Origin of the sequence: Planomonospora antibiotica (assembly GCF_014647955.1) — a bacterium.
Taxonomy (GTDB): Bacteria; Actinomycetota; Actinomycetes; order Streptosporangiales; family Streptosporangiaceae; genus Planomonospora; species Planomonospora parontospora.
In genome coordinates this window covers 39,099-62,237 of record NZ_BMQE01000029.1, presented here as the reverse complement: position 1 = coordinate 62,237, position 23,139 = coordinate 39,099, and the positions used below count along the sequence as shown (strand labels likewise).

Sequence of the window (23,139 nt, the reverse complement as noted above, 5' to 3'; positions counted from 1 at the left end):
GCCCGTGCCGGATCGGGAGCGTGCCGTCCGAGCGCGGGTCCGGAGGTCTCGCCGGAGACGGCCGGACTGATCGGAGGCCAGCCGCCGATCAGTGGCGGCGGGCAAGAGGTGGCCTGTCGCTGGCCGGAAGCCGCCTGGGCGGCAGGAGCGTCGCAGGTCACCGGATGCTCATGGCCGCCGGAGGGCGACGGGGAATGCCTGTGATCACCCCAGTGCGCCGGGGAATGCTCATGAGAGGCAGTCGATGCGGAGGAGGAAGAGGAGGCAGGGAGTTCCTCCGCGTGCGCGTGCGACCCGGTCGAGCAGAGGAGCACATGGAAGACGACGAGCGCCGCGAGCACGCCGGCCCACAACCCTGGCGTTCCAGGAAGCCGGGCGAGCGACGACCGGACACTCGTGATCACACAATCGAGCCTATGTCACTCTCCGTGCCGGTCGCTTCTCCTACGGGTAAACGTCGTGGAAGAAGGGGGGCGTGTCCGAGACCGATGCGCCATCGGCCGGCGCGCGTCCATGGGGCGGGTGAGAAGCCGATATGCACGGCGAACCGGTGGACGAACCGACGGCCGGCCGCGCCGACCGGTTCGCCGCAGGTGTTGCGCGCCCGGTCGACGGGTTCCGGCGCACCGCGCAAGGAGCGCGTGACCTTCCCCGCTAGAGATCCTCGACGCACCCGGCAGGGACGTGACCGGAGGAGGGCCCATCCCCGCGGTCGATGTGGTCGGCGTGGAACAGGCCCTGGGTCAGCAGGCGGCGCACGTGCTCGTCGGCGGCGCTGTAGTAGATGAAGGTGCCCTCGCGACGGCCCTTGACCAGGCCCGCGAGACGGAGCTTGGCCAGGTGCTGGCTGACCGCGGTGGGGGCAGCGTCAGCGAGTTCGGCCAGGCAGGCGACGTTCGACTCGCCCTGCAGCAACGCCCACAGGATCTTGATGCGGGTGGGATCGGACAGCAGCCGGAACGACTCGGCGGCCAGGTGCACCTGTTCCTCGGTCGGCATGTCGAAGTCCGGCAGCGACGTGTGCATGTCCGTCAGCATACCCCCGAACCCCGCTACTTGCGTATCTGCGTGAATGCGCATATATGCTTCCAGGGTGATGACCGACGTGAGAACCATTCCCGGCACCGAGGCCGGCCCCGTTTCGCCTCGCCCCGGCTCGGCATGGCGGGCCGGGACGTGGTCGCTGCCCGAGGTGCGCTGGGCGGCGGCCGCCACCGCGCTGTTCACCGCCGGCGGCCTGGCCCAGCTGGCCGCAGCACCCTCCTGGTTGTGGTGGACCCTGTACCTGGCCTGCTACACCGCCGGAGGCTGGGAACCCGCACTGTCGGGCCTGAGAGCGCTGCGGGACAAGACGCTGGACGTCGACCTGCTCATGGTGGTCGCGGCGATCGGCGCCGCGGCCATCGGACAGGTCTTCGACGGAGCCCTGCTGATCGTCATCTTCGCCACCTCCGGCGCGCTGGAGGCCCTGGCCACCAAACGCACTGAAGACGCGGTGCGCGACCTGCTGGACCTGGCACCTGAGCAGGCCACCCGGTTGAGCCGGAGCGGTGAGGAGCGCGTCGCCACCGCCGAACTGGCGGTCGGCGAGGTGATCCTGGTACGGCCCGGCGAGCGGATCGGCGCCGACGGCCAGGTGATCGACGGCTCCAGCGCGGTCGACCAGGCCGGCATCACCGGCGAGAGCGTGCCGGCCGACAAGAGCACCGGCGACGAGGTGTTCGCCGGTACCCTCAACGGCACCGGCGTGCTGCGCGTGCGCGTGATACGCCCAGCCGCCGAGACCGTGATCGCCCGGATCGTGGCCATGGTGCAGCAGGCCGGCGCCACCAAGGCGCGTACCCAGCTGTTCATCGAAAAAGTCGAGCAGCGCTACTCGGTGGCCATGGTGGCGGCCACCGTGGCGTTGTTCGTCCTCCCGCTGGCCTGGGGCGTTCCGCTGCAGGAGACGCTACTGCGCGCGATGACCTTCATGATCGTCGCCTCACCGTGCGCGGTGGTGCTGGCCACCATGCCGCCGCTGCTGGCCGCCATCGCCAACGCGGGCCGCCACGGCGTGCTGGTCAAGTCCGCCGTGGTGATGGAACAGCTCGGCACCGTCACCCGGGTCGCCTTCGACAAGACCGGCACGCTCACCGAGGGCCGCCCGCACCTGGCCTCCGTGCACGTCCTGCCCGGCGCCGGCCTGGACGAGCAGCGCCTGCTGGCGCTGGCCGCCGCCGCCGAGCAGGGTTCCGAGCACCCGCTCGGCCGCGCCGTGGCGGCGGCCGCCCGCGCGGCCGGCCTGCCGCCGACCCGAGCCGACGAGTTCGACTCCCAGCCGGGACGGGGCGTTCGCGCCCGCGTCGACGGCCACCGGGTGGAGGTGGCCAGTCCGGCCCACCTGCTCGGCGACGGCGATGAGGCAGCAGCCCGGCTCGTCGCCGTCCTGCACGAAGACGGGCACACCGCGGTCGTGGTCCGCGTGGACGGCGCCCTGACCGGGGTGCTGGCCCTTGCCGACCGGATGCGGCCCGGCGCCGACGAGACCGTCACCGGGCTGACGGCGCTGACCGGGACCGCGCCGGTGCTGCTGACCGGCGACAACCCGCGCGCCGCCCGCCGGCTGGCCGCCCAGGCGGGCATCGGCGACGTACGCGCCGACCTGCTGCCCGAGCACAAGATGACGGCCGTACGCGAGCTGCAGCAGCGCGGAGAGCGGGTGGCGCTGGTCGGCGACGGCGTCAACGACGCGCCCGCCCTGGCCACCGCGCATGTCGGCATCGCCATGGGCCGCGCCGGATCGGACCTGGCGCTGGACACCGCCGACGTGGTCATCACCCGCGACGAGCTGGCCGCCGTCCCGGCCGTGATCGCGCTGGCCCGGCGCGCCCGCCGCCTGGTGATCGCCAACCTCGTCATCGCTTTCACCTTCATCACCGTGCTGGTGGCCTGGGACCTGTTCGGTGAGTTGCCGCTGCCGCTGGGCGTGGCCGGACACGAGGGCTCCACCGTCATCGTGGGCCTCAACGGGCTGCGGCTGCTGCGCGGCGCCGCGTGGCGGCGTGCCGCGTCCACCGCGAGCAGGCCCTGATGGCCGCTCCCGTCATCCGGGCGCACCGGCCGAACCCGGCTGCTGCGCCGACCCCCGCCTCTGTCGCACCCACGTGTGGTGACGGCAGCCGCGCCATCGACAAGGAGTGATCATGGCTACTGCCGCGCTCATCGTGTATGTGGTGGCCATGGGCCTGGCCTTCGGCTGGCGCACCGTGGTGCACCGGCGCCGCACCGGCGACAGCGGCCTGCGTCTGGACGCCGGTCCGGCTGGATCGGTGGCCTGGTGGGCCAAGACGGCGTTCGTGGCCGCGATCGCGCTGGGCCTGGCCGGACCGGTCGCCGCCGCAACCGGCATGGCACCCCTGTCCGTCCTCGACCACCCGGTGGTAGGGGCCACCGGGCTGGTGATCGCCCTTTCCGGCACCGCGGCCACGCTCGCCGCCCAACTGGCCATGGGCGCCTCCTGGCGGATCGGCGTGGACGCCGGCGAGCGCACCGAACTGGTCACTGGCGGCCCGTTCGCGCTGGCTCGCAATCCGATCTTCACCGCGATGATCACCACCAGTGCCGGGCTGACGCTGATGGTGCCCAACGTGGTCGCGCTGCTCGCTCTGGTCGTCCTGGTGGCCGCCATCGAGCTGCAGGTGCGCGCGGTGGAGGAGCCCTACCTGCTGGCCGCCCACGGCCGCGCCTACCAGGGGTATGCCGCGCGGGTGGGCCGCTTCGTGCCCGGCGTGGGCCGTCTGCCCGGCACGGACACCCCGTCCGCGCCTGACCACCTGCTCCGCTAACGACCGGGCGCCCACCGGCAGGTCGGGGAAGGCCGGCCAGCCGACGGGCCGACCTACGATGATGCATCGTAGGATGATGCGTCGGGATGAACGATCGCGACGTGGGAGGGACGATGAGCGGATCAGCCCGGCGGCCCGCCGTGCACCGGCTTTTGCTCATCGTCGTGACTCTCGGCGTCGCCGCGATGCACACGCTCGGGCATGCCGAGCACGGGGCGGCCCACGGAGGGGGAGGCGACGGCTCCTCCGTCACCGGCCATGCCCTGCTCGCCGGCCCCGCGCAGCCGCAGACACACCCCCTGCCCCTTTCCCCGGTGACGGCTCACGCCGGGCACGGGACATCGGACCTGGACGGTGGGCTTCCCCCTCTTGATCCGACCTCGGTCTGCCTGGCCGTGCTCACCGGCCTGCTGCTCCTGCTCCTGACAGGGGCGGCGTCACCGCGCCGGCGGCGGACCACCGCCGAGCACCCGGCCGCCCGGCTGAAATCGCTCACCGCTCGGCCGCCGCCGCGACGCACGGCTCTGCGCCTGGCGCGTCTTTCGGTGCTGCGGATATAAGCCGGCCGCTCCGGCGGGCAGCGTTCATGCCGTGCCCGCAGACGATCCGCCATCCTGCGCAACGAACCGGAAAGAGACCACCCGACATGTTCACCGACCGATCCACCACCCACAGGCTCGCGCTGACCGTCGCATCTGGCGCCCTGGTCCTGCTGACCGCCTGCGGAAACACCGGAGACGCGACGGCGGGCCACGAGGGCATGACGAGCAGCGCTCCGGCAGCCACCACCAGCGCGCAGCCGTCGGCCTCCTTCAACGACGCCGACGTGATGTTCGCCCAGATGATGATCCCGCACCACGAGCAGGCCGTGGAGATGGCCAAGCTCGCCGCGACCCGGGCCTCCGATGCGGAGGTCAAGGAGCTCGCGGCGAAGATCCAGGCCGCCCAGGACCCCGAGATGGTCACCATGACCGCCTGGCTGACGGCGTGGGGCAAGGCCACCATGCCCGAAGACGGGCACGGCGGCCACGGCATGCCCGGCATGATGACCGAAGAAGACATGGTCAAGCTCCAGGATGCCAAAGGCAAGCAGTTCGACCGGATGTTCTGCGAGCTGATGATCGCCCACCACGAAGGCGCGATCGAGATGGCCAAGACCGAGCAGGCCCAGGGCGCCAACCCCGAGGCCAAGGAACTCGCCAAGACCATCGAGACCGCACAGCAGGCCGAGATCGAGCAGATGCGCACAATCCTCGACCGGCTCTGAACCGCTCCGGCGGGCGGCGCTCAGACGATGACATCGTCTGAGCGCCGCCCACCCACCGCAGCGGCGAAGCCCGTCCTGCTGCGTGCTCATGCCCTGGACGCCGGGAGCACGCAGCGCGGTGACGGCGGTGGTTCAGCCCGCGTAGTCGGGGTGCCCGAAGCCGACGATGTCGCCCATGGTGCGCGTGCGAGTGACGACCTTGTCGCTGATGTTGCCCTCGACGGTGGTGACCGAGCCGTCGGGGTTGACCCCGGTCACCAGGCCGACGTGGTCGATGGCCGAGATGCTCTTGGAGCCGCCCCAGTCGAAGAAGACCAGGTCGCCGACGCGCGGGGTGCGGTCGAAGCGGCCCTGCTTGTCGAACCACTGCGCGTGCCAGGGGGTGTAGGCGTAGATGCCCATTGCATCCTGCGCGTCGTGCTGGACGGCCACCCACGCCAGGAACATGTCGCACCAGGGGGCGGCGGCGAACCCCTTCTGCTTGGTGTAGGTGTCGTACCACTTGCCGTAGAAGGACGTGCCGTCCGCGGCCTCGCCCTCGCCGACCTTGCTGAGAGCGGTGGCGATGAGCTGCTGGACTTTGGTACCCGCGGTCAGCGGCGCGGCCGGCGCGGAAAGACCCCCTGCCTGGGGCTGGTCCGGTATCCGCAGCTCCGGGAGCTGGTCCGGCACTGCAAGCGCGTCACTTCGGCCATCGACGGTCAGGCGCTGATCGGGCGACTGGATGACCTCGCTGCGCGGCTGGGCCGGTGCGGAGGTCTCGGGGGCCGGGACCTGGGACGGCATCGTTCCCTGTTCGATCATCGCGATCTGGGCTTCGATCTCGGCGATCCGCGCCTGCATCTGCGAGAAGGGAGCCGCGCCGGAGTCGCCATCGGTGATCGACGGGATGTCGGCGGCATGAGCCGTCCCGGTGGACAGGATGGTGAAACTTGCCATGCCGGCGACGAGCAGGCTGATGGACAGGCTCCGGCGGCCGAAGGCGTGCGACAGAACGGGCAACGGTACGTTCCTTTACTGACCTGCGCGAGAAAGGGGCTCATGACGCGGGACACGACGCTCGTGCCGGTACGGCGTGAGCCACGGCCGCCCTCTTTGGCCACGCGTCAGGGCGTGGCCGTGCAGGAACAGCCCGGGGTGCATCCTGTTGTCGCCTGGACATTCGACTACGGCGGATAGTTCCTGAGGAAAGTCGGGGACTCGGTTCGCCGACCCTGGTCGGAGACGAGGAGTGGCGCCGCCATCTCTCGGGTGCGGGGCGGAGTCCGCTGCGGGGGCACCACATGGACGGCGACGTGGATCACCGAAGCCGACGCTGTCCCGCACCCCTGCTGCAACTATCGTGAGCAGGTGGAAAGACTCTTGTATGCGCAGATGGAGGCGCATCGCGGGCGGGTGCGGGCGCGATCGGGAACCGGGGCAGCCGGACGGGCGAGACCCTGCGGCCGCGCGGCCAGAAGATCTTACGGGCAACAGCGCTCGAGCTAGATCTTCTGGTCTTTATGCGACGTTGTGTTCAGCCTTCCAGCGTGGGTCTACTACGTAGCATCGTCATGGATGGTGATCTGCCTTCAACGGGAAGGCGCCCCGTCTGCCGTCGCATCCCGCGCCGGCGAAGACTCTCCGCCGCGGGAGGCCGGGAACCCGCCAGGACTACCCCGCCGATGAGGCGTCCGCCGTGCAGGAGGCCGTGATTCCCGTAGCGGTGGCGGCTGCCCTGCTGGGCGGCGCCGTCCTCGCCAGGCGGGCCAAAGACCGCGACCCGTCCGAAGGTGCGGCCGGAAGGCGGCACCGCAGATCACCGGGCCGCCACCGCGCGGTGGCCGTTTAGAAGAACTCCGACCGCATGCGATCAGGCACGCCCCAAAGGCGCGCCGCCGGGCTGAATGCGGCCGATGCGGCTTTTCCGTGCAAGCGAAAGACCCGCCACGTCGGCCTGCTGCGCCGATGGCCCACAATGGTGCGCGGACGACGCCGTCCCTCACGCAAGGAGCTCCCCATCGTGTCGCATCCGCCCGCCGATCCCGCAGCCGTGCTCACCGCGCTGGCCGGCTACGGCGAGCGCTACCGGCTGCAGGACGGTCTGGACGCGGGTGAGGACTGGATCGCCGCCGACCGGCTGGCCGACCCCGCCTCCGAGGAGCTAACCCGGGTGCTGGAGGCCGAGCGGACCGCCAGCGGACAGGTGTCGGCGCACGCCACGGCGCTGACCGTGATGGCCGTCTATGCGGGCACGGTCACGGCTCCCGCCCTGCTGGCCTGGGCGCTGTACGACCAGGTGCTGGACGCGCGACCGGGCAACGTGGCGCTCCGGCTCGACGACCATCACGGGTTCGGGGCCGTCGCGCTGCGCCGGCCTCGGCTGGCCGAGACCTCGCCGATGACCGCGGATGAACGGCTGGCGCTGCTGGTCGGCCAGGTGCTCGATGAGCACCTGTTCCCGCTCGCCGAGGCGCTGCGGGTGCGCAGCCGCGCGGGCCGGCGTCAGCTGTACGGCGGCATCGCCCAGGGGTGCGCGGCGGCGTTCGGCGCCGCGAGCAGGACGCCCGGGGCCGACGTCGATCTGCTGCACCGTTCCTACGACGCCTTCCTCACCGCCTGCCCGCCGGAGCTGGGCGGGCTGGGGGAGCTGGTCCGGCTCTCCGAGGGCGGCAGGGAGGGCTTGTTCTACCTGCGCCGGACGTGCTGTCTGTTCTACACCGCCGTCCATGGAGAAAAGTGCGCCAGCTGCTGCCTGGACAGTGTCGAGGACCGCGTCTGCGCCTACCGCCGGGTCCTCGCCGGCGCGGCGAGCCCACACTGATCCTGCCCCGGCCCCCGGCCCCCGGCTTCGGTCAGCGACGGCGCAGCGCCCGCGGACGGGACGGGGGCGGCCGGAGAAGGTGCGGGCGTGCGGCTCAGCTGAGGGCGGGCCGGTAGACGACGGAGAAACCGCGTCCTCCGTCCGTTGACTCCAGAACGGTCCCGTCCTGCAGCGCCGCAAGCAGACGCTGCCGGTCGACGGCGGTGAACGCCGCGGCCTGGCCGGGCAGGCGGCCTGCGGCCTGCCACGTTGCGCCGCCGTCGGCGCTGGCGTGCACACGGCCATCGGCGCCGACCCCCACCAGGTCGTCTTCGCCGAGCGCGTCAAGGTGGGACAACAAAGGGGAGCCGGCGAGCCCGGCGAAGGTCAGGCCGCCGTCCTTGCTGACCTGCACTCCCTCGGGAGTGGTCGCGTGGACTCGCTTCGGCTCCTCCTCGTGAGCGGCCAAGTCGATCACCTGCAGTGCGGCTCCCGGCACCCAGCCTTGGCCTTCATCGCCGCTGCGCCACACCTGCCCGCTCTGGCTGTCGTAGGCGTACAGGGTCGTCCCCGCCGGTGCGAGGGCGTGGAAGTCGGCGATGCCTGCCTGCGAGACCGTGTTCCAGGTGAGGCCGGCGTCCGTGGTGCGGATCAGGCCCAGGTGAGGGGACCCGCCGGATGGGACGTCCTTCGCCGCGGGGTGCCCGCTGGCCAGGAAGGCCTTCGGCCCGATCACAGTGAAGCCCATGTGATCCTGAACGCGATCGGCGACCCGCCGGGCAGTGTCGGTGGAACGGACCTGGAACAGGCCGTAGTGCCCGGCGATGTAGATCGTGCCGTCGGCCGGGTCGACTCCCAGCCCGTGAACGTGACCGATCCCGGGATCAGCGGCATCGGTGGTCCGCGTGGACGGCTGGGCGGCGCATGCCGTCCCGGACAGCAGCGCGAGCGCCAGGACGGCGCCTGCGCGCACGCGACGATGCCGGTCGATCGGGATCATGGCCTGATGCTACCGCCTTCTACTATTCATCATCGTAGAAGGTGTGGTGTCTAGAAGATCGACAGCGTGTGGCAGTGGTGGGCCAGCAGCGACGCCACACCCGGGATCGCGGCCACGACCGCAGGACCGGCGAGCAGCAGAGCGACAGCGGCCAAACCGGCCAGGCGCTCCTTGCGGCCGAGGGGAGCGGCCGGACTGAGCATGCGCTTGACGCGGGTCAGCGCCGTCTCGCCACCCGCGCCCAGCATGAACGCCGGAGTCCGGCCGGTGGCCAGCCGTACCAGGGCGGCGGCGATGTGGATGCGCGGATGCTGACGGGCCGCGACGTCGTCGGCGAGCAACTCGACCAGCCGGGCGGCCTCGGTACGGGCCCGGGCGAACAGCGGCAGGCGGGGGAAGGCGGCAAAGAAGGCTTCGGCGGCGGCCAGCACGAGATGGTGACGCCCCCGCAGATGGGCCCGCTCGTGGGCGAGCACGGCGGCGATCTGCTCGGGAGCCAGGGACTGCAGAGCCGCCGTCGTGATGACCGTCTTGCCCTGCCGCCCGGGCAGGCAGTAGGCCGCGGCCTCGTCGTGCTCCAGCACCACCGCTTCCAGCTCACCGTCGTGGCGGCCGAGGATGTTCAGCATGTCGGCGTGCCGCCGGCGTTCGCGCTGTGCACGGACGAGCACGGCCGCCCCGCAGTAGACGACCCTGCCCGCGACCAGGGCGGCACCGAGCAAAGCGGCGCGGGCGCCCGTGGAGATGGCGGCTTGTCCATCGGTGAGCAGCTCCGCGCATGCCTGGAAGAACGCGGCCAGCCCATGCCCGACCACGGAGGCCGGAACCGCGGCGGCGAACGCCGCGAAGAGACCGGAGGCGACCACCGAGACGCACGCGGCCAGCCATACGGAGATCGCCAGCCGCGGAGCGCGCTCGGCCCACGCGCCGCGGTCGAGCAGCCGGGGCAACCAGAGCGCGGCGACGACGGCGTACAGCGTCAGGATCACGGCGGCGATCATGCGCGGCCCTTGGGCGGATACACCTTGAGCGCGGCCTCGAGCGCTTCGGACTCCTCCGGAGACAGCCGCTCCAGGAAGTGCACCAGCGTGGCCGCCTGGTTGCCGCCGGAGGTGAGCGTGGCACGCATCAGCTCGGCGGTGTAGGCCTCCTTGCTGGCCACCGTCTCGTAGACATACGCCCGGCCGACCTGCTTACGGCGCAGCAGGCCCTTGGTGTGCAGCTTGTCCATCACCGTCATGACCGTCGTGTAGGCGATCTCCCGGTCGCGGCGCAGATCGTCGAGCACGTCCCTGACCGACGCGGGCCGGTGATACGACCACAGACGATCCATGATCGCGGACTCCAGGTCTCCCAGACCACGCATCACGTGCGTCTCCCCTCTGCCTGCGGATAGTTCGATGCTACCGGCCGTCGTAGGTGCCGGCAGGTGCTCGATCCTCCGCAGGAGAAGGCGGCATGAGGGAATCTGGACGATCCGCTGCAACGGAACAGGCTAGGCCGCGCGCCGCTCGCGAACCCGGCGGCGCGGCGATCACCGGCCATTGTCGGCCCATCTGTGATCCTCCATAGTAGATTTCCCGCTCGCCGGGATCCTGCCCCGGTCCGGCCATCGGCGGGCAGCGAATCCGCCGGTCAGACCTCTCGGGGAAAGATCACCTTGCGATATACCCCCCTAGGGTATAAATTGACGCATGTCAGTCCTGATCGACGAAGGAGCTCACCATGTCGGAACCGACGCACCACTCGGGACACGAGATGCACCACGGTCACGGGCGGCCGGAGGGGCACCACGGACACGGCGAACACGGAGGACATGACCATCACGCCCACGCGGGCCACGCCTCAAAGACCACCTGGCGGATGGCCGCCTCGGCCACCCTGCACTGCCTCACCGGCTGCGCGATCGGCGAGGTCCTCGGCCTGGTCATCGGCACCGCGCTGGGCTGGGCCACCGCGCCCACCATCGTCCTGGCCGTCGTCCTGGCCTTCTTCTTCGGCTACCTGCTCACCCTGATCCCGCTGCGCCGGGCCGGCGTCGCCTGGGGCGCCGCGATCAAGCTGGCCCTGGCCGCCGACACCGTCTCCATCATCGTCATGGAGATCGTCGACAACGGCGTCATGCTGGTGATCCCCGGCGCCATGGACGCCGGTCTGACCACCGGCCTGTTCTGGGGTGCCCTGGCCTTCGCCTTCCTGGTGGCCTTCCTCGTCACCACCCCGGTCAACAAGTGGATCATCGGCCGGGGCAAGGGGCACGCCGTCGTCCACGCCTACCACCACTGATCCCCCTGATCCCCGACCGGCCGACGAGGAGACGGAGATTCTCCATGGACGGGCTCGACCGCCGGGTGCGCCGCACCCGGCGAGCCGTACAGGACGCTCTGGTCGACGCGATCGTGGACAAGGGCTACGACGCCGTCACCGTCACCGACCTGATCGAGCGAGCCGACATCGGCCGCTCGACCTTCTACTCCCACTTCACCGGCAAGCAGGACGTCCTGTTCCACACCATCGACGAACTCGTCGACCGGCTGGGATCCGCCCGGCCGACTGCGCCGGAGGAGATGTTCGCCTTCAGCCTTCCCCTGCTGGAGCACGTCGACGAGCAGCGGCACCTGGTCCGCGCCCTGCTGGGGCCGCGCGGCGGAGCGGCCGTGCACGCCCGCATCCGATACGTCCTGTCATCGATCATCCGCGCCGAACTGCTGACCGCCCTGCCGCCGGACACCCGTGCCCCCGCCGACCTGGACCTGGCCGTCACCTGCGCCGCCGGCGCGTTCATGGCCCTGCTCACCCGCTGGGTGGAGGACGGCACGGCCGAGACTCCCGCGCGGATGGACACCGTCTTCCGTACGGTGCTGACGAAAGGCGTCGCGGCGGCGCTGGAAGGCGCCCCCTCGGTGGAGCAGCAGCCCTCCGCGCAGCGGATCCCGGTTCCGAACAGACAACCGCGAAGTGTGCGCTTGTGAACGATCAGGACCTGTTCGGCGATTGCCGTCACCCCTGACGACCGGTAACCCCTATCTGGACACCTCGGTTCGGCCGAGGAACCCCCACCGGATCAGGAGCAGCCCATGTCGTTGTACGTCCCGCCCCAGCCCGCGCCCGTCACCGTCGGGCGGCGCACCGTCGTCCCGCTGATCGACGCGGCCGGTCACGTCCTGCCGCCCGAGCGCCTGTTCCCCGACCTGCCGGCGGCGGACCTCGAACGGTTGCTCGCGATGGACGGCATGCGCGAGCCGATGGTCGTCACCGGCTTCGCCATCCTGGGTGCCGGAACCACGATCCTGGTCGACACCTGCCTCGGCGGCGGCAAGCAGGGGAGAAGAGGTCCCTTCCCCGGCTTCACCTCCCGATGGATGACCACCCTCACCGAGGCCGGCATCGAGCCCGCCACCGTGGACACCGTGGTCAACACCCACCTGCACCACGACCACGTCGGCTGGAACACCACCGACGACCTGAAACCGGCCTTCCCCCGTGCGCGCTACCTACTGGCCGCAGCGGAGTACGAGCGCTTCGCCGCCGGTCGCGCCCGGCACGCCGACCGGATCGGCGCATGCGTCCTGCCGCTGGAGGCGGCCGGCCTGCTGGACCTGATCACCGGGGTCCACCGGATCGATGAGGGCGTACGGCTACTCCCCGCTCCCGGGCATTCCCCCGGCCATCTCGTCGTGGAGATCACCGACAGCGGTCAGACCGCGATGATCGCAGGCGACCTGCTCCACCATCCTCTGCAATTGATCCGCCCGGACGTCTCCTCGTCTCTTTGCGAGGATCCCGTCCAAGCTGCCGAATCCCGCCGTCGCGTACTGAACGACCTCGCCGAGCGTTCCGGTGTCCTGCTGGCCACCCATCTCCTCCATGCCGGAAGAATCCACCGGCACGGCGACGGCTTCGCCCTTCGAGGAGCTTTCCCGCGCGCCGACCGGCCGCTGTGACTCGGGAGGCATCTGCTCATCCCGCGGTTTCGTAGACTTCCCAGCCGGCAGCGCCCCGTCTGAGCGACATCGTTGATCACGCGACGCACCACGAGAATCGACAACACGGCTGTTTTCCGGGGAACCAGGTCACGAGCTGGATCGTCCCGGCGGCGCCGGTCGCCCCGGCGGCCGCCGCGATCACCGGCAGCGGCGCCCCGGCGGCCAGACTCACCAGCAGCAGCCCTTCGGGGATCGCGGCCGCGCAGACGACGACGCCGACCCGGGCCGGGCGCAGCAGCAGCGCGGTCACCGCGCCGGTGATCAGCCCGATCCCGATCGATGAGTTGATCAGCCCCCAGCTGATGGCGCCGTCCAGATACCGCACGCTGTAGATCGGCCCCAGCACCGTCAGGGCGGCCCAGCACGCCGAGGTGACCATGCTCAACATGGTGAGCACCCACAGCCAGCGGCGGCCGGTGAACGCCGTCCAGCCCTCGGTCAGGTCCGTCCAGAACCGCGGACGCCGTGCACGGTCTGTGGGAGGAAGCCGTAGCGTGCGAAACACCACGGCGGCGACGGCATACGTGAAGGCGTCCCAGGCCAGCACCCAGTGCGCCCCGCCGACCGTGATCACGAGCCCGGCCAGAGCGGGTCCGCCGATGGCGACCAGATTGCTGCCGATCTGGATCAGGGCGTTCGCCTCGACCAGCGCCTCGGGGGCCACCAGGGCGGCCAGCACGCTCTTCATCGCCGGCTGGAAACAGGCCGCGGTGGCGCCCGCGATCACTCCCAGTCCGGCCAGCGCCGCCACCGTGGCGGTTCCGGTGGCCACCAGCACCGCCGCCGCCGTCTGCAGGCAGGCGTTGGCGACCTGCGCCGCGATGATGATCCTCTTGCGCGGCAGCCGGTCGGCCAGCACCCCGGCCACCGGTGTCACCGCGAGGAACGCCAGGAGTTCGGCCAGCAGGACACCGCTGAGAGCTCCGGCGCCGCCCCCTCCGGCGATCACCGCGAAGGCCAGCCCGAGCGGGGCGACCGTCGTGCCCAAGGTCGACGACAGGCGGGCCGCGGCGTAGCGGCGGTAGGGCGCGTTGCTGCGCAGCAGCTCCACCGAACCGGCCAGACGCCGGGGGATCACGCTCTCCTCCACAGCCGGAGTGAACGGCCCGCCGCACCGCGCCGACGGGCTACAAGGACGGTGGCCGACCCAGAGGGGCCGTGCGGCGACCGCACCGGCTGGTGGTCCGCCGCGGGTGCGGCGGTGGTGGGTGCGGTCATCGCGGCTCCCGGGTGGCGCGGATCAGACAGCAGGAGGTCGGATCGCCGTCGGTCTGGCTGTCGAGGCGGTCGATGACGATGCCGGTGAAGCCGTGCTCGGCGAGCAGACGCCGCCACAGCCGGGGCGCCAGCACCCACCGGTACACCGTCTCCAGTTCACCGCCGCCGAGCTGCAGCCGCTGCGGTGACGGCTCCACCACCTGTGACGGTCCGTCGCCGAGGTAGTTGGTGTGCAGCACCGAGGCCACCAGCAGGCCGCCCGGCCGCAGCGCCGCGAAGACGGTTGGAAGCAGGAGATCCGGTGAGGTGAAGCAGAGCGCCCCGTGCACGCTGACGATCACGTCGAAGTCCCCGGCATGCTGCAGGTAGTCGACCGCGTCGGCGTGCACCAGCGTCAACCCGGGGAGCGTGCCGTAGGCGGCGACGGCGCGCTCGTACTGCGAGGGTGAGCTTTCGACGCCGGTGACGCGGGCGTGATGGTCGCGGGCCAGGTGGGCGGCGTAGCGGCCGGTGCCGCAGCCCAACTCCAGCACCCGGCGGCCGGCCAGCTGCCCGAGTACCGCGGTGCCGGGCCCGGGGTTGCCGAAGCCCCAGGCGATGGTGTCCGGAACCGGGACGGCCGTCCTCTGGGCCAGGTGGTGGCGGCCGTAGCGGTCCCACGCTCGGCCGTTGGCCACTCGAGGTTCACTCATCGCGCCGCGTCCTCCTGAGCCGCGGGCGTCATGCGATCTTGCTGCAGGAGCCACAGGTCGCGAAACAGCCCCGGCCGGGCCGTCAGCTCGGCGAACGTCCCCTGCGCGGTGACGCGCCCGCCCTCCATGACGACGATCCGGTCGGCGACCGCGGTGTTGGCCAGGTTGTGGGTGACCAGCACGACCGCCCGGTCTTTCGCGAGCGCGCGCAGCCCGGTGAAGATCAGGTGCTCGGCGCGCGCGTCCAGGTCGGAGGTGGGTTCGTCCATCACCAGCAGACCGGCGTCGCGATGGATCGCGCGAGCGACCGCGATGCGCTGCCACTGGCCCGAGGACAGGGCCTGGCCGTTCCACCATTCCCGCGCCAGCAGCGTGCCCAGGCCGCTGCGCAGCACCGTGATCACCGCGTCGGCGCCGCTGGCGGCCGCCGCGCGGTGCACGGCCGCATCCCCGTCCGGTTGGGGCTGGCCGAGGGTGATGTTCTCCCGGGCGGTCATCGGCCAGCGGGCGAACTCCTGCGGTACGACCGCGCACTCCTTCCACAGCGCGTACGGGTCCAGATCCCGGGTGCTGATCCCGTCCCAGGTGACCACCCCGGCCGTGGGCAGGTTGAGGCCGCACAAAAGCTTCATCAGGGTGGTCTTGCCGGAGCCGTTCTCGCCCACCACGGCGACGATCTCACCTTGGCGGACCTCGAAGTCGACCTTGCGCAAGGTGTCGGACTCGGCCTCGGGATAGCGGTAGGTGACCTGGTGCAGGGCGACCTGCCGGGGCCGGTCCGGGGTGAGGGCACCGCGGTCCAGGCGCTGCCCGGCGGCCTCGTCGATGAAGGACTCCCAGTCGTCCATGTAGCGGCCGGTGCGCATCAGGTCGGCGCCGTAGCCGACGATGCCGTGCAGGCCGCCGGAGGCCGAGCGCAGCGCGAACACCAGCGTGCCGGCGGCGGCCGCGCCGATGTGCCCGGTGCCCAGCAGCACCATCACCCCGGCCCACATCAGGGCGGCGGCCAGGCCGCTGACGGCTGAGCCCACCAGGCTGATCTTGGCGTGCTGCCAGGTGGCCTCGTCGACGGTGCGGTCCACCCGGACGCCGCTGGCCCGGTACTTGTCCAGCAGGTAGGAGGCCAGGGTGTCGGTGCGGATCTGGTCGGCCTGGTCCTTGTGGGACAGGTACCAGCGCAGCATGTTCAGCATCCGGCGGTCGCGGAACGTGCGCAGCGTCGCCAGGTAGGTGACGCGCTCACCCGCGACGGACGCCAGCGCCTGCGGCAGGGCGGTCAGCACCAGCAGCGGCAGCAGGACCGGCGCCAGCGCGGCGACGACCACGGCCGCGGCGATCAGCGTGGCCGCCGAGGAGACCAGGTTCTGCGACTCGCCGATCATGTCCCGGCTGACCTCGACGCCCCGGTCGGCCTTGTCGTAGCGGTCGTCGAATCCGGGGTGGTCGTAGGCGGCCATCTCCGCGCCGGTGGCCGCATGGAGCATGCGGTATTCGGCCTCCCGGGAGATCCGCGGCCCCAGCCGGTTCGACAACCCTTGAATCGCGATGCCCAGGATCGCGCGCAGCCCGGCTGTTGCGGCCAGCATCAGCACGGACGGCAGGGCCGCGGTCAGGTGCGCGGGATCGCTGGCGGACTGGATCAGTGCGCTGAGCGCCGCGGTGGTGGCGAACAGGCCGAGTGCCTCCAGCAGGCCGGAGATCACCTGGCAGGCCAGCAGGGCGATCGTCGAGCGCCGGTCCACGGCCCAGGCCAGGGCGAAGGAGCGGCGCACCAGTTTGGGCAGGCGGCTGATCAAGCTGCGCCAGGTCAGGTGCCGGGCCAGCTCGGCGCTGTCGCCGCCGTTGTAGACGAACTCCAGCTCTTCGCTGTGCGGTCGGGAGGTGGCGTCGGTGTCGGTGACGGCGGTCTGGTCAGCCACGTCGGCGGCTCCTGTTCAAGGCCGGGGACACCCCGCGTGCCGGCTCGGCGGGCGGGGCGGGGTGTCCTGATCGAGGGGAGAAGCGGGAAGCGTGTGGTGCCTGGTGCGGGGCCGGGGCCGGCGGAGGGAAGCGGCCGACGTCCTGGCGGTGCCCGGTCGGCGTACGTGGCGCACCACCTCCCCCTGATGTGACGGATGGCTTTCACTTGTGAGCTTTCCGTGACGATCCCAGACGCCACTGACAGTTACGCCACCGGGCGCGACCGGTTCCTGCGAACCGGTCCGGTGGCTGCGCCGCCGCTCGCGGTCTTCCCGGCTGCCAGCAGCACGGTGTGCGCGGGCGTGCCGGGGCAGGGCGCCGATCATCGTGGCGGGCGCAGGAGCGGGCCGGGCCGCCACCAGAGGGTTCAGGTGTGCGGTTCATCGAGGTGCGGGTCATCGGGGTGCCTCCCCGGGGTGTGGATCGGTGGCGCGGCCCAGCAGGACCGTGCCGTCCGGGCCGAGGACCACGACGCGGGCAGGCAGCGGTGCGTCCCGCGGCCAGACCAACCGGCCCATCCCGGGCAGGGGGATGTCGCGGTATCCCTCCGGCAGGCCGGGCAGCGGCGTGTCGGATCCCAGGCGCAGCAGCCCGGCCGGGGCCGCCCCGGGCGCGGCCGCCGGCTCGGTGAACCAGGCCGGCAGGCGGGCGACATCCGCCGCGGTGGGCTCGCACAGCAGCAGGGTCGCGGCCCGGCCGTCGCCGGGTGGGGTGGCCGGTGGGGAGGCGACCAGGACGGCGCTGTCGCGCAGGTCGGTGCTGTCAGCGGCCGGGGTCGTGCCGGAGGCGGCCGGGGTGACGGTGGTGACGGTTCCCGCGGTGCCATCGACAAGGAGGCGGGTTCCCGGGCCGATGGTGGCCAGGGCATCGGTGACGGCGGTGACGCAGGGGATGCCGAACTCGCGGGCCAGGATCGCGGTGTGGGACAGCGGGCCGCCGGTGGCGGCGACGATCGCGCTGGGCCGGTGGTGCAGCAGGTGCACGGTCTGGGGGCCGAGTGCCTGGCAGATGAGGACCGCGCCGGTGACGGCCTGCGGGTCCAAGGCGTGGGCGGCGGCCGGTTCCAGGTGCAGCGCCGGGCCGATGCCGGTGCCCGGCACGGCCGCGATCCCCTCCCAGCCCGCCCCGGCGCCGGGCGCCCGGCCGGAGGCGGGCGGCAGCGGGGCGGTCAGCGGGCGGGCTTGGACCAGGTGCAAGCCGCCGCGGGTCAGCGCCCATTCGACGTCGATGCGATCCCAGCCCAGCGCCGCGGCAGCACGGGAGCCGACCGTGATCAGGGCGTGGACCTGCTCGGCGGTCAGGACCGGCCGGTCGGCCCATGCCGCCGGCCGGTGCAGGTGGACGAGGCCGTCGCCGGACAGGTGCACCTTGGCCCGGTGGAGGGCGCCGTCGGCGTCGTGCAGAGTGGTCCACTCCCCGGGGGGAAGCCGGAGTTCTGCGGCCGTGCCGGGCAGCGCGATCACACTCTGCCCGCACGGGCGGGGCGGGGCCGGGGGCGGGCCGGTGTGGATCTCCCCGGTCTGCCGTCCGCTGACCAGCGGTTCGGCCAGGCCGTGGACGGCCTCGACGCGCCAGCGCGCCGGGTCGTCATCTCGTTCGATGGCCAGGACGCCGGAGGCGTACGGGCGTAGCGCGGGCTGGACGAGCACGGCCATCGCCGGTGAGCAGGCGACGCCGCGGGCGCGGGCGTAGGCGGCGGCGGCGCCTGCGGCGGAGGTACGGACCCGGTGCAGGGCGGCCAGGAGCGGTGCGGGTTCGGCGGGGGTGAAGACGGAGGTGTACAGGCCGGCGAAGGAGGCGAGCGTCCCGTCTTCGTGCGGGGCCGAGGAGCGGGCGATCAGCCCGTACGGCGCGCGCCCGGCCGCCCAGGACAGGATCGCGGCGAGTACGCCGGGAAGGTCACCGGTGCTCGTAGAGGTGGGGACGACGACGCCGTCCGGGACCGGCAGGCCCGCGTGGTGCAGGCGGGCCAGGGCGGCGGCCTTGCCGCCGCAGGAGGCCGGGTCATCGGCGTCGGCCAGGGCGATGAGGGGGCAGGCGGCGGGTGGGGTGGTCATCGGGCGGCTCCGCTGCAGGTCAGGTCGGCCACGGTCAGCCGGGTGGGATCGGTGCCGGTCAGGGCGGCCCACCGGGGGACGGCGGCCAGGTAGCGGTCACGCAGCTCGGCGCGGCGTTCCTCGCTGTCGGCGGCCCACCGGCTGAGGGTGATCACGAGTCGGGCCGCGGTCAGGCGGGAGGCGTCCCCGGCGGCGGTCAAGGTCAGGGCCAGTGCCCAGGCGTGGGCGGCCTGCAGGGCCCGCTGGCGGGCGGCGGGCGCCTCGGTCGCGGACGGTGTGGGGCCGGGGGACAGGTGGGTGGTCAGCAGCCGCCCGGGAGCGGTCGGCGTCATCAGGGCCGAGCCGCACGCCGACGCTGCCGCCGGGCCGCCCAGCAGGTCGGTCAGCAGGTCCTGCCAGGCGGTCTCGGGCAGCAGCCAGTTGACGATGTGGGTCGACATCACCTCCAGCAGGCGGCCGGTGGCCTCGGTCAGCGCCGCCGCTGCCGCGGCCGGGTCACCGGCCTCCAGCGCCGCCTCCAGTCCTTGCAGGGCGGCGGCGGTGCGGGCGCGGGCCCCTTCGGTGCGGGTGATCAGGTCGGCGGCGTAGACCGGATCATTCAGGCGGGCGTGCCAGGCGCCGACCAGGTGCTGGTGGACGGTCTCGTCGATGTCCACGATGCCGGGGCGGCGCAGCCGCCCGTAGGGGGCCGGCTCGTCCATCAGAACGTGGGGCCAGGCGATCAGGGAGCGCGTGTACAGCTCCCATTCCAGGAGCGTGCCGGTGGGGCGGGTGTGTTCGTAGTCAGCGGTGCGGGTGCCGTTCCAGATCTCGTCCATACGGGTGTCCTTCCGGCGGGGTCGTGCTCGCGGGGATGGGGGCGGGCAGGGCAGGCGGGGACCGGTTTCGCCGCATCGCCGGTCGGCCCGGGGAGCGGTGTGCCAGGCTCGGACGCCTGGGGCCGGTGGGCCTCACGTGAGGGGTGCGAGCCGAGACGAAGGAGAGAGCGCAGATGATCAAAGAGGCCACCGCGAGCGCGTTCGTGCTGCGCCGTACCGAGCGCGGGGAGGTGGAGATCGCGCTGGTGTGGCATCCGCGGATGGAGGAGTGGATGGCCGCCGGTGGGCATGTGGAGGCCGAGGAGCACCCGGCCGAGGCCGCGCTCCGGGAGATCCGGGAGGAGACCGGTCTGGTGACGCAGCTGATCCCGGCGCCGGCCGTCGCGCTGCCCGCGGGGTTCCCGCACACCGCGGTGGCGGCGCCCTGGTGGATCGTGGAGATGAACGCCGGACCCGACAATCACACTGCCGTTCCGCACGTCCACGTCGACAACGTGTTCCTGGCCTGGGCCGCGGACAGTACGCCGGTGCAGGAGGCCGACCACCGGGTGCGCTGGTTCACCCGCAGCCAGCTCGGTGAGGCCGACGCCGTCGCCGAGGACTCGCGGCTGCAGGCCAAGGAAGTCCTCGAGCTGATCGCCTCCGGTCACGTGGTCCTCCCGCAGTAGGGGGTGCGCGTCCCGATCCCCGCCGCCCTCACCCGCGGGCGGCCCGCCTCACAGGGGAGAGGCCTCCCGCGGGTGAGGGCGGCGGGGTCAGAAGAGTCCTTCCTGGGCGCCTTCGGCGGCGGGCAACCGTTTGGGCGGCAGGCCGGCGGCGGCGTCCATCGCGTGCAGGGTGGTCCACCGGCGCGCGGTGGCGTTCTCGGCCAGCATGCGCCGCAGCACCTGCGCGGTGGCCTCCACGTCGGGCATCGCCCGGTGCCGGTCGGCCGGGATCGGGATGCGCAGGTAGCGCAGCAGCGCGTCCAGACTGTGGGAGGACAGCTCCGGGTAGATGAGGCGGGCCAGGCGGACGGTGTCCAGCAGCGGGACGGCCGCCAGCGCCGGGCAGTACGCGCCCTGGTGGGCGATCAGCCCCGCTTCGGTCGCGGCGTGGTGGGCGATGAGCCGGTACGGCGGCGCGGTCAGCAGGGCGTCCAGGGCGGCCATGACGTGCTCGGGTCCGGCCGCCTGCGCCAGCATGGCGGCGGTGATGCCGGTCTGGCGCACGTCGAAGTCGGTCACCGGCACCTCGCACGGCGGCCGGATCAGCGCCTGAAACCGCCAGACCTCCACCAGTTCGCCGTTCTTGGCCTCCAACGCCAGGGCCGCGACCTCGGTCGGCACCGGCGGGCGACCGGCCGGGGTCAGCGCCTCGAAGTCGATGACCAGGTAGGTGTGGCGGGCAAAATCCGGATCGGCGGCCAGCCCCGCCCCGCCCGGCGGGGTCAGGTGCTCTGCTCGGTCCATGCCAGGGCCTCTTTCTGGATGATCCGCGCGTAGGCGCGCAGATCGGCTTCGGTGTCCTTGGCGCCCACCACCACGGCGAGCAGCCGGTCGAGCCGGTCGGCGGCGGCCGGGCAGGGCGCCGGGTCCAGCAGGCGGCAGGCCGGGTGGAGCGGGGCGGCGCACAGCCCGAACGTGCCGACGCTGTTGGGCACTCCAGCATCGGCCAGGCGGCGGGCGAACGCGCGGGGTTCGGGCAGGGTGATGGACCACAGCGGGCTGTAGCCGTTGGGCTCCTCCTCGGCCCGGGGCCGATCACGTCCAGGCCGGGCAAGTCACTGACGCATTCGATCAGGGCGGCGGACTGGGCGCGGCGGCGGGCCAGCGCCGCCGGAAAGCCGGACAGCCGGTGGCGGCCACGGCGGCCGACAACCGGTAGTTGCGACCCAGACGGCTGCGGGCGGGCATCCCGGGCGCACCGACGGCCCAGTGGGTGAGGTAGGCCGCCGCGCGGGCGGCGATGATCGGATTGCCGGTGAGCAGGTAGCCGCCCTCACCGGCGGCGTGGAGTTTGCCGTCCTTGAGGCTGAAGCAGCCGACGCCGCCGACGGTTCCGGCGGCCTGCTCGTGATGGAGACCGCCCTGGGCCTGATCGGCGCCCCGTACGACGTCCTCGTCCCCACCCTCGCCCATCCGCAGTTGCAAGGAGAGGACCCTGCTGACGTGCCCATCCTTTTCTGGGACTCCGATCTGCTTCGCTCACCCTATGCGGAGCATTCATTACGCCCACTGACACAGCCGGTGCCGGTCGAACTGTCCGACCAGATCGGTCCCCTTGCTCTGATCGCCCCGACCAGCAAGATCCATCAGCAATGGTTGCGGTCTCCGTCCACCGCGCAGGGCCTCACGAAGCCGCCTATCGTCGTGCTGTGACATGATCGCCCACCATGAGATGGCAAGCGATACCGGTGATAGTGCTGGGACTGACCGCACTGCCCGCCCCCGCGCAGGCAACTGCGGTGGATGTGGTGGCCGCCGTCAAGCGGCTCCAGAGCCAGGGGGCCTCGGTGAAGATCTCCCAAAGAACCGGTGCAGGCTGGCCGCAGGACCCACGCGTGGAGGCACTGCCCATGCGGGGGTGCGGGCGGCGGGCCGACGCGCCCGTGGTGACCGGTCTGGCCAGGCTGGGCCGGGGCGGCGTGGTGGCCGCCGACATGAAACGCCAGGTGGAAACCTCCGAATGCGCTCTGCGGTTCCTGAAGGAGGACGCCGCCAACGGCGACCAGCGGGCGGCCGACCAGGTAAAGATCGCCTCAGCGGTGCACCGGATGCGCACGGTCGGCGGCCGCCTCTACGTTTCGGGACCCGCCTACGGCGGCGGCACCGGGTGGCGCACGCTCGGCAAGGCGCCCGCCGGCGCGGCGCTCTACGGCGACCAGATCATCGACCCCTTCGACCTGGACACCCTGAAGTTCCTCGTCAGGACAGCGACCATCAACCGGCCCGGCGCCCCGCAGCACGATGCCGACGGTCGCCGGATCAGCAAGTCCTGGGACTACCGGGGCGAGACCACCTTCGCCGCGCTGTTCCGTGCCTCCAAGCCGTTCCGCGACATGCTCGGCGGCCGGCTCGACCCGCAGGTCGGCAAGATCTCCTTCATGTGGGGCGTGCACACCGACCGCAGGGGCGTGCCGGTGACGGTCATCACCGCCTGGCGGCGGCTGGGCACCGGTTACCGGCTGCAGGGGGCCACCGCCGCCACCCGGTACAGCTGGGACGTGAAGGCGTCCATCTCGGCCCCTGCCACTGTCGGAACCGGGCGGGACCCCTACAGCGACGACCTGGTGGATGCCTACCGCATCCAACGCTGGTGACGTCATAGGCCTGCGGACGTTGACCGATCGCCTCACCTGACTCTTCTGGGCGCCGATCCAACGTGCTCAGCGCCCATCCGGCCGACCGGGATGTCCTGCATGCCGACCACGCAAGGGGAGGCGGAGGTCGCCGTGCACGCCGCGGTGCCGATCATGCAATGGTTCAACAGCGGCGCGGTCATCAAGAATCCATGACCGGGCGGCAGTACGGTCCGTACCCGCTGCTCCGTCA

Annotated in this window: 24 protein-coding genes; 11 read left to right on the top strand and 13 right to left on the bottom strand. The window is 72.0% G+C overall.

The features are described from left to right. Positions 1–654: 654 nt before the first annotated feature. Complete coding sequence (locus IEZ06_RS23955; RefSeq protein ID WP_189238935.1) at positions 655–1,026, bottom strand: ArsR/SmtB family transcription factor; 372 nt, start codon at positions 1,024–1,026, stop codon at positions 655–657. A 70-nt stretch (positions 1,027–1,096) separates the two neighbouring features. On the opposite strand from IEZ06_RS23955, the gene IEZ06_RS23950 reads away from it, so the two are divergent. The 4 genes from IEZ06_RS23950 (at position 1,097) to IEZ06_RS23935 (ending at position 5,094) form a co-directional block, all read left to right on the top strand. Further along, the gene (locus tag IEZ06_RS23950; RefSeq protein ID WP_203872100.1) at positions 1,097–3,073 is read left to right on the top strand and encodes a heavy metal translocating P-type ATPase; all 1,977 of its coding nucleotides are present in this window, start codon (positions 1,097–1,099) and stop codon (positions 3,071–3,073) included. Between the two features lie 112 nt (positions 3,074–3,185). Continuing rightward, positions 3,186–3,827: a methyltransferase family protein gene (locus IEZ06_RS23945; RefSeq protein ID WP_189238933.1), complete on the top strand. Its 642-nt coding sequence runs from the start codon at positions 3,186–3,188 to the stop codon at positions 3,825–3,827. 113 nt (positions 3,828–3,940) lie between these two features. Next, positions 3,941–4,387 (top strand): DUF6153 family protein, encoded by a 447-nt coding sequence (locus tag IEZ06_RS23940; protein ID WP_189238932.1) that lies wholly within the window; start codon positions 3,941–3,943, stop codon positions 4,385–4,387. Between the two features lie 86 nt (positions 4,388–4,473). Then, the gene (locus IEZ06_RS23935) at positions 4,474–5,094 is read left to right on the top strand and encodes a DUF305 domain-containing protein (protein WP_189238931.1); all 621 of its coding nucleotides are present in this window, start codon (positions 4,474–4,476) and stop codon (positions 5,092–5,094) included. 132 nt (positions 5,095–5,226) lie between these two features. Here IEZ06_RS23935 and IEZ06_RS23930 read toward each other — a convergent pair whose 3' ends face one another. After that, entirely contained in the window at positions 5,227–6,096 is an 870-nt protein-coding gene (locus IEZ06_RS23930; protein WP_068903777.1) for a CHAP domain-containing protein, read from the bottom strand. A gap of 1,000 nt (positions 6,097–7,096) precedes the next feature. Here IEZ06_RS23930 and IEZ06_RS23925 point away from each other — a divergent pair. Continuing rightward, positions 7,097–7,897 carry a ferric iron reductase gene (locus tag IEZ06_RS23925; RefSeq protein WP_189238930.1) on the top strand — a complete coding sequence of 267 codons (801 nt, stop codon included), beginning with the start codon at positions 7,097–7,099 and terminating at the stop codon, positions 7,895–7,897. 94 nt (positions 7,898–7,991) lie between these two features. Here the strand turns inward: IEZ06_RS23925 and IEZ06_RS23920 are convergent, their stop codons facing one another. The 3 genes from IEZ06_RS23920 to IEZ06_RS23910 are packed head-to-tail and all read right to left on the bottom strand — an operon-like array spanning position 7,992 to position 10,242. Beyond that, the gene (locus tag IEZ06_RS23920; RefSeq protein ID WP_189238929.1) at positions 7,992–8,876 is read right to left on the bottom strand and encodes a F510_1955 family glycosylhydrolase; all 885 of its coding nucleotides are present in this window, start codon (positions 8,874–8,876) and stop codon (positions 7,992–7,994) included. 50 nt (positions 8,877–8,926) lie between these two features. Beyond that, on the bottom strand, positions 8,927–9,865 hold the full coding sequence (locus IEZ06_RS23915) for a M56 family metallopeptidase (protein ID WP_189238928.1): 939 nt from the start codon (positions 9,863–9,865) through the stop codon (positions 8,927–8,929). Between the two features lie 8 nt (positions 9,866–9,873). Beyond that, complete coding sequence (locus IEZ06_RS23910; RefSeq protein WP_068903782.1) at positions 9,874–10,242, bottom strand: BlaI/MecI/CopY family transcriptional regulator; 369 nt, start codon at positions 10,240–10,242, stop codon at positions 9,874–9,876. 359 nt (positions 10,243–10,601) lie between these two features. On the opposite strand from IEZ06_RS23910, the gene IEZ06_RS23905 reads away from it, so the two are divergent. The 3 genes from IEZ06_RS23905 to IEZ06_RS23895 all read left to right on the top strand — a co-directional run bounded on the left by IEZ06_RS23905 (position 10,602) and on the right by IEZ06_RS23895 (position 12,820). Beyond that, positions 10,602–11,162 carry a DUF4396 domain-containing protein gene (locus tag IEZ06_RS23905; RefSeq protein WP_189238927.1) on the top strand — a complete coding sequence of 187 codons (561 nt, stop codon included), beginning with the start codon at positions 10,602–10,604 and terminating at the stop codon, positions 11,160–11,162. Positions 11,163–11,206: 44 nt separating this feature from the next. Beyond that, complete coding sequence (locus IEZ06_RS23900) at positions 11,207–11,848, top strand: TetR/AcrR family transcriptional regulator (protein WP_189238926.1); 642 nt, start codon at positions 11,207–11,209, stop codon at positions 11,846–11,848. 105 nt (positions 11,849–11,953) lie between these two features. Next, a complete protein-coding gene (locus IEZ06_RS23895; RefSeq protein WP_189238925.1) occupies positions 11,954–12,820 on the top strand; it encodes an MBL fold metallo-hydrolase in 867 nt (288 codons plus the stop codon). Between the two features lie 76 nt (positions 12,821–12,896). Here IEZ06_RS23895 and IEZ06_RS23890 read toward each other — a convergent pair whose 3' ends face one another. The 5 genes from IEZ06_RS23890 to IEZ06_RS23870 form a co-directional block, all read right to left on the bottom strand. Further along, positions 12,897–13,940, bottom strand: a complete 1,044-nt coding sequence (locus IEZ06_RS23890) for an MFS transporter (RefSeq protein WP_189238924.1) — start codon at positions 13,938–13,940, stop codon at positions 12,897–12,899. A 136-nt stretch (positions 13,941–14,076) separates the two neighbouring features. After that, on the bottom strand, positions 14,077–14,772 hold the full coding sequence (locus tag IEZ06_RS23885) for a class I SAM-dependent methyltransferase (protein ID WP_189238923.1): 696 nt from the start codon (positions 14,770–14,772) through the stop codon (positions 14,077–14,079). Next, positions 14,769–16,691: an ATP-binding cassette domain-containing protein gene (locus tag IEZ06_RS23880; protein WP_189238922.1), complete on the bottom strand. Its 1,923-nt coding sequence runs from the start codon at positions 16,689–16,691 to the stop codon at positions 14,769–14,771. Before IEZ06_RS23880 ends, IEZ06_RS23885 begins: the two co-directional genes overlap by 4 nt. Positions 16,692–17,126: 435 nt before the next feature. Then, positions 17,127–18,788 (bottom strand): PEP/pyruvate-binding domain-containing protein, encoded by a 1,662-nt coding sequence (locus tag IEZ06_RS23875; RefSeq protein WP_189238921.1) that lies wholly within the window; start codon positions 18,786–18,788, stop codon positions 17,127–17,129. Then, positions 18,785–19,606 carry a hypothetical protein gene (locus IEZ06_RS23870; protein ID WP_189238920.1) on the bottom strand — a complete coding sequence of 274 codons (822 nt, stop codon included), beginning with the start codon at positions 19,604–19,606 and terminating at the stop codon, positions 18,785–18,787. The genes IEZ06_RS23875 and IEZ06_RS23870 overlap by 4 nt, the downstream gene beginning before the upstream one ends. A gap of 173 nt (positions 19,607–19,779) precedes the next feature. Here IEZ06_RS23870 and IEZ06_RS23865 point away from each other — a divergent pair, with 173 nt between their 5' ends. Continuing rightward, entirely contained in the window at positions 19,780–20,274 is a 495-nt protein-coding gene (locus tag IEZ06_RS23865; RefSeq protein WP_189238919.1) for an NUDIX domain-containing protein, read from the top strand. A gap of 87 nt (positions 20,275–20,361) precedes the next feature. Here the strand turns inward: IEZ06_RS23865 and IEZ06_RS23860 are convergent, their stop codons facing one another. The 3 genes from IEZ06_RS23860 to IEZ06_RS23850 all read right to left on the bottom strand — a co-directional run bounded on the left by IEZ06_RS23860 (position 20,362) and on the right by IEZ06_RS23850 (position 21,738). After that, positions 20,362–21,057, bottom strand: coding sequence for a 3'-5' exonuclease (locus IEZ06_RS23860; protein WP_189238918.1), 696 nt, complete (start codon positions 21,055–21,057; stop codon positions 20,362–20,364). Further along, positions 21,036–21,248: a hypothetical protein gene (locus IEZ06_RS23855; RefSeq protein ID WP_189238917.1), complete on the bottom strand. Its 213-nt coding sequence runs from the start codon at positions 21,246–21,248 to the stop codon at positions 21,036–21,038. The genes IEZ06_RS23860 and IEZ06_RS23855 overlap by 22 nt, the downstream gene beginning before the upstream one ends. A 136-nt stretch (positions 21,249–21,384) precedes the next feature. Next, a complete protein-coding gene (locus IEZ06_RS23850) occupies positions 21,385–21,738 on the bottom strand; it encodes a DegT/DnrJ/EryC1/StrS family aminotransferase (RefSeq protein ID WP_189238916.1) in 354 nt (117 codons plus the stop codon). Positions 21,739–21,756: 18 nt separating this feature from the next. Between IEZ06_RS23850 and IEZ06_RS23845 the strand changes: the two genes are divergently transcribed. Then, positions 21,757–21,966 (top strand): hypothetical protein, encoded by a 210-nt coding sequence (locus IEZ06_RS23845; RefSeq protein WP_189238915.1) that lies wholly within the window; start codon positions 21,757–21,759, stop codon positions 21,964–21,966. A gap of 14 nt (positions 21,967–21,980) precedes the next feature. Next, entirely contained in the window at positions 21,981–22,907 is a 927-nt protein-coding gene (locus IEZ06_RS23840) for a hypothetical protein (RefSeq protein ID WP_189238914.1), read from the top strand. Positions 22,908–23,139 lie beyond the last annotated feature (232 nt).

Coding starts and splice junctions, on each gene's coding strand:
- IEZ06_RS23955 (WP_189238935.1), bottom strand. CDS start 1,026: ATGCACACGTCGCTGCCGGACTTCGACATGCCGACCGAGGAACAGGTG.
- IEZ06_RS23950 (WP_203872100.1), top strand. CDS start 1,097: ATGACCGACGTGAGAACCATTCCCGGCACCGAGGCCGGCCCCGTTTCG.
- IEZ06_RS23945 (WP_189238933.1), top strand. CDS start 3,186: ATGGCTACTGCCGCGCTCATCGTGTATGTGGTGGCCATGGGCCTGGCC.
- IEZ06_RS23940 (WP_189238932.1), top strand. CDS start 3,941: ATGAGCGGATCAGCCCGGCGGCCCGCCGTGCACCGGCTTTTGCTCATC.
- IEZ06_RS23935 (WP_189238931.1), top strand. CDS start 4,474: ATGTTCACCGACCGATCCACCACCCACAGGCTCGCGCTGACCGTCGCA.
- IEZ06_RS23920 (WP_189238929.1), bottom strand. CDS start 8,876: ATGATCCCGATCGACCGGCATCGTCGCGTGCGCGCAGGCGCCGTCCTG.
- IEZ06_RS23910 (WP_068903782.1), bottom strand. CDS start 10,242: ATGCGTGGTCTGGGAGACCTGGAGTCCGCGATCATGGATCGTCTGTGG.
- IEZ06_RS23905 (WP_189238927.1), top strand. CDS start 10,602: ATGTCGGAACCGACGCACCACTCGGGACACGAGATGCACCACGGTCAC.
- IEZ06_RS23900 (WP_189238926.1), top strand. CDS start 11,207: ATGGACGGGCTCGACCGCCGGGTGCGCCGCACCCGGCGAGCCGTACAG.
- IEZ06_RS23895 (WP_189238925.1), top strand. CDS start 11,954: ATGTCGTTGTACGTCCCGCCCCAGCCCGCGCCCGTCACCGTCGGGCGG.
- IEZ06_RS23885 (WP_189238923.1), bottom strand. CDS start 14,772: ATGAGTGAACCTCGAGTGGCCAACGGCCGAGCGTGGGACCGCTACGGC.
- IEZ06_RS23875 (WP_189238921.1), bottom strand. CDS start 18,788: ATGACCACCCCACCCGCCGCCTGCCCCCTCATCGCCCTGGCCGACGCC.
- IEZ06_RS23870 (WP_189238920.1), bottom strand. CDS start 19,606: ATGGACGAGATCTGGAACGGCACCCGCACCGCTGACTACGAACACACC.
- IEZ06_RS23865 (WP_189238919.1), top strand. CDS start 19,780: ATGATCAAAGAGGCCACCGCGAGCGCGTTCGTGCTGCGCCGTACCGAG.
- IEZ06_RS23860 (WP_189238918.1), bottom strand. CDS start 21,057: ATGGACCGAGCAGAGCACCTGACCCCGCCGGGCGGGGCGGGGCTGGCC.
- IEZ06_RS23840 (WP_189238914.1), top strand. CDS start 21,981: ATGAGATGGCAAGCGATACCGGTGATAGTGCTGGGACTGACCGCACTG.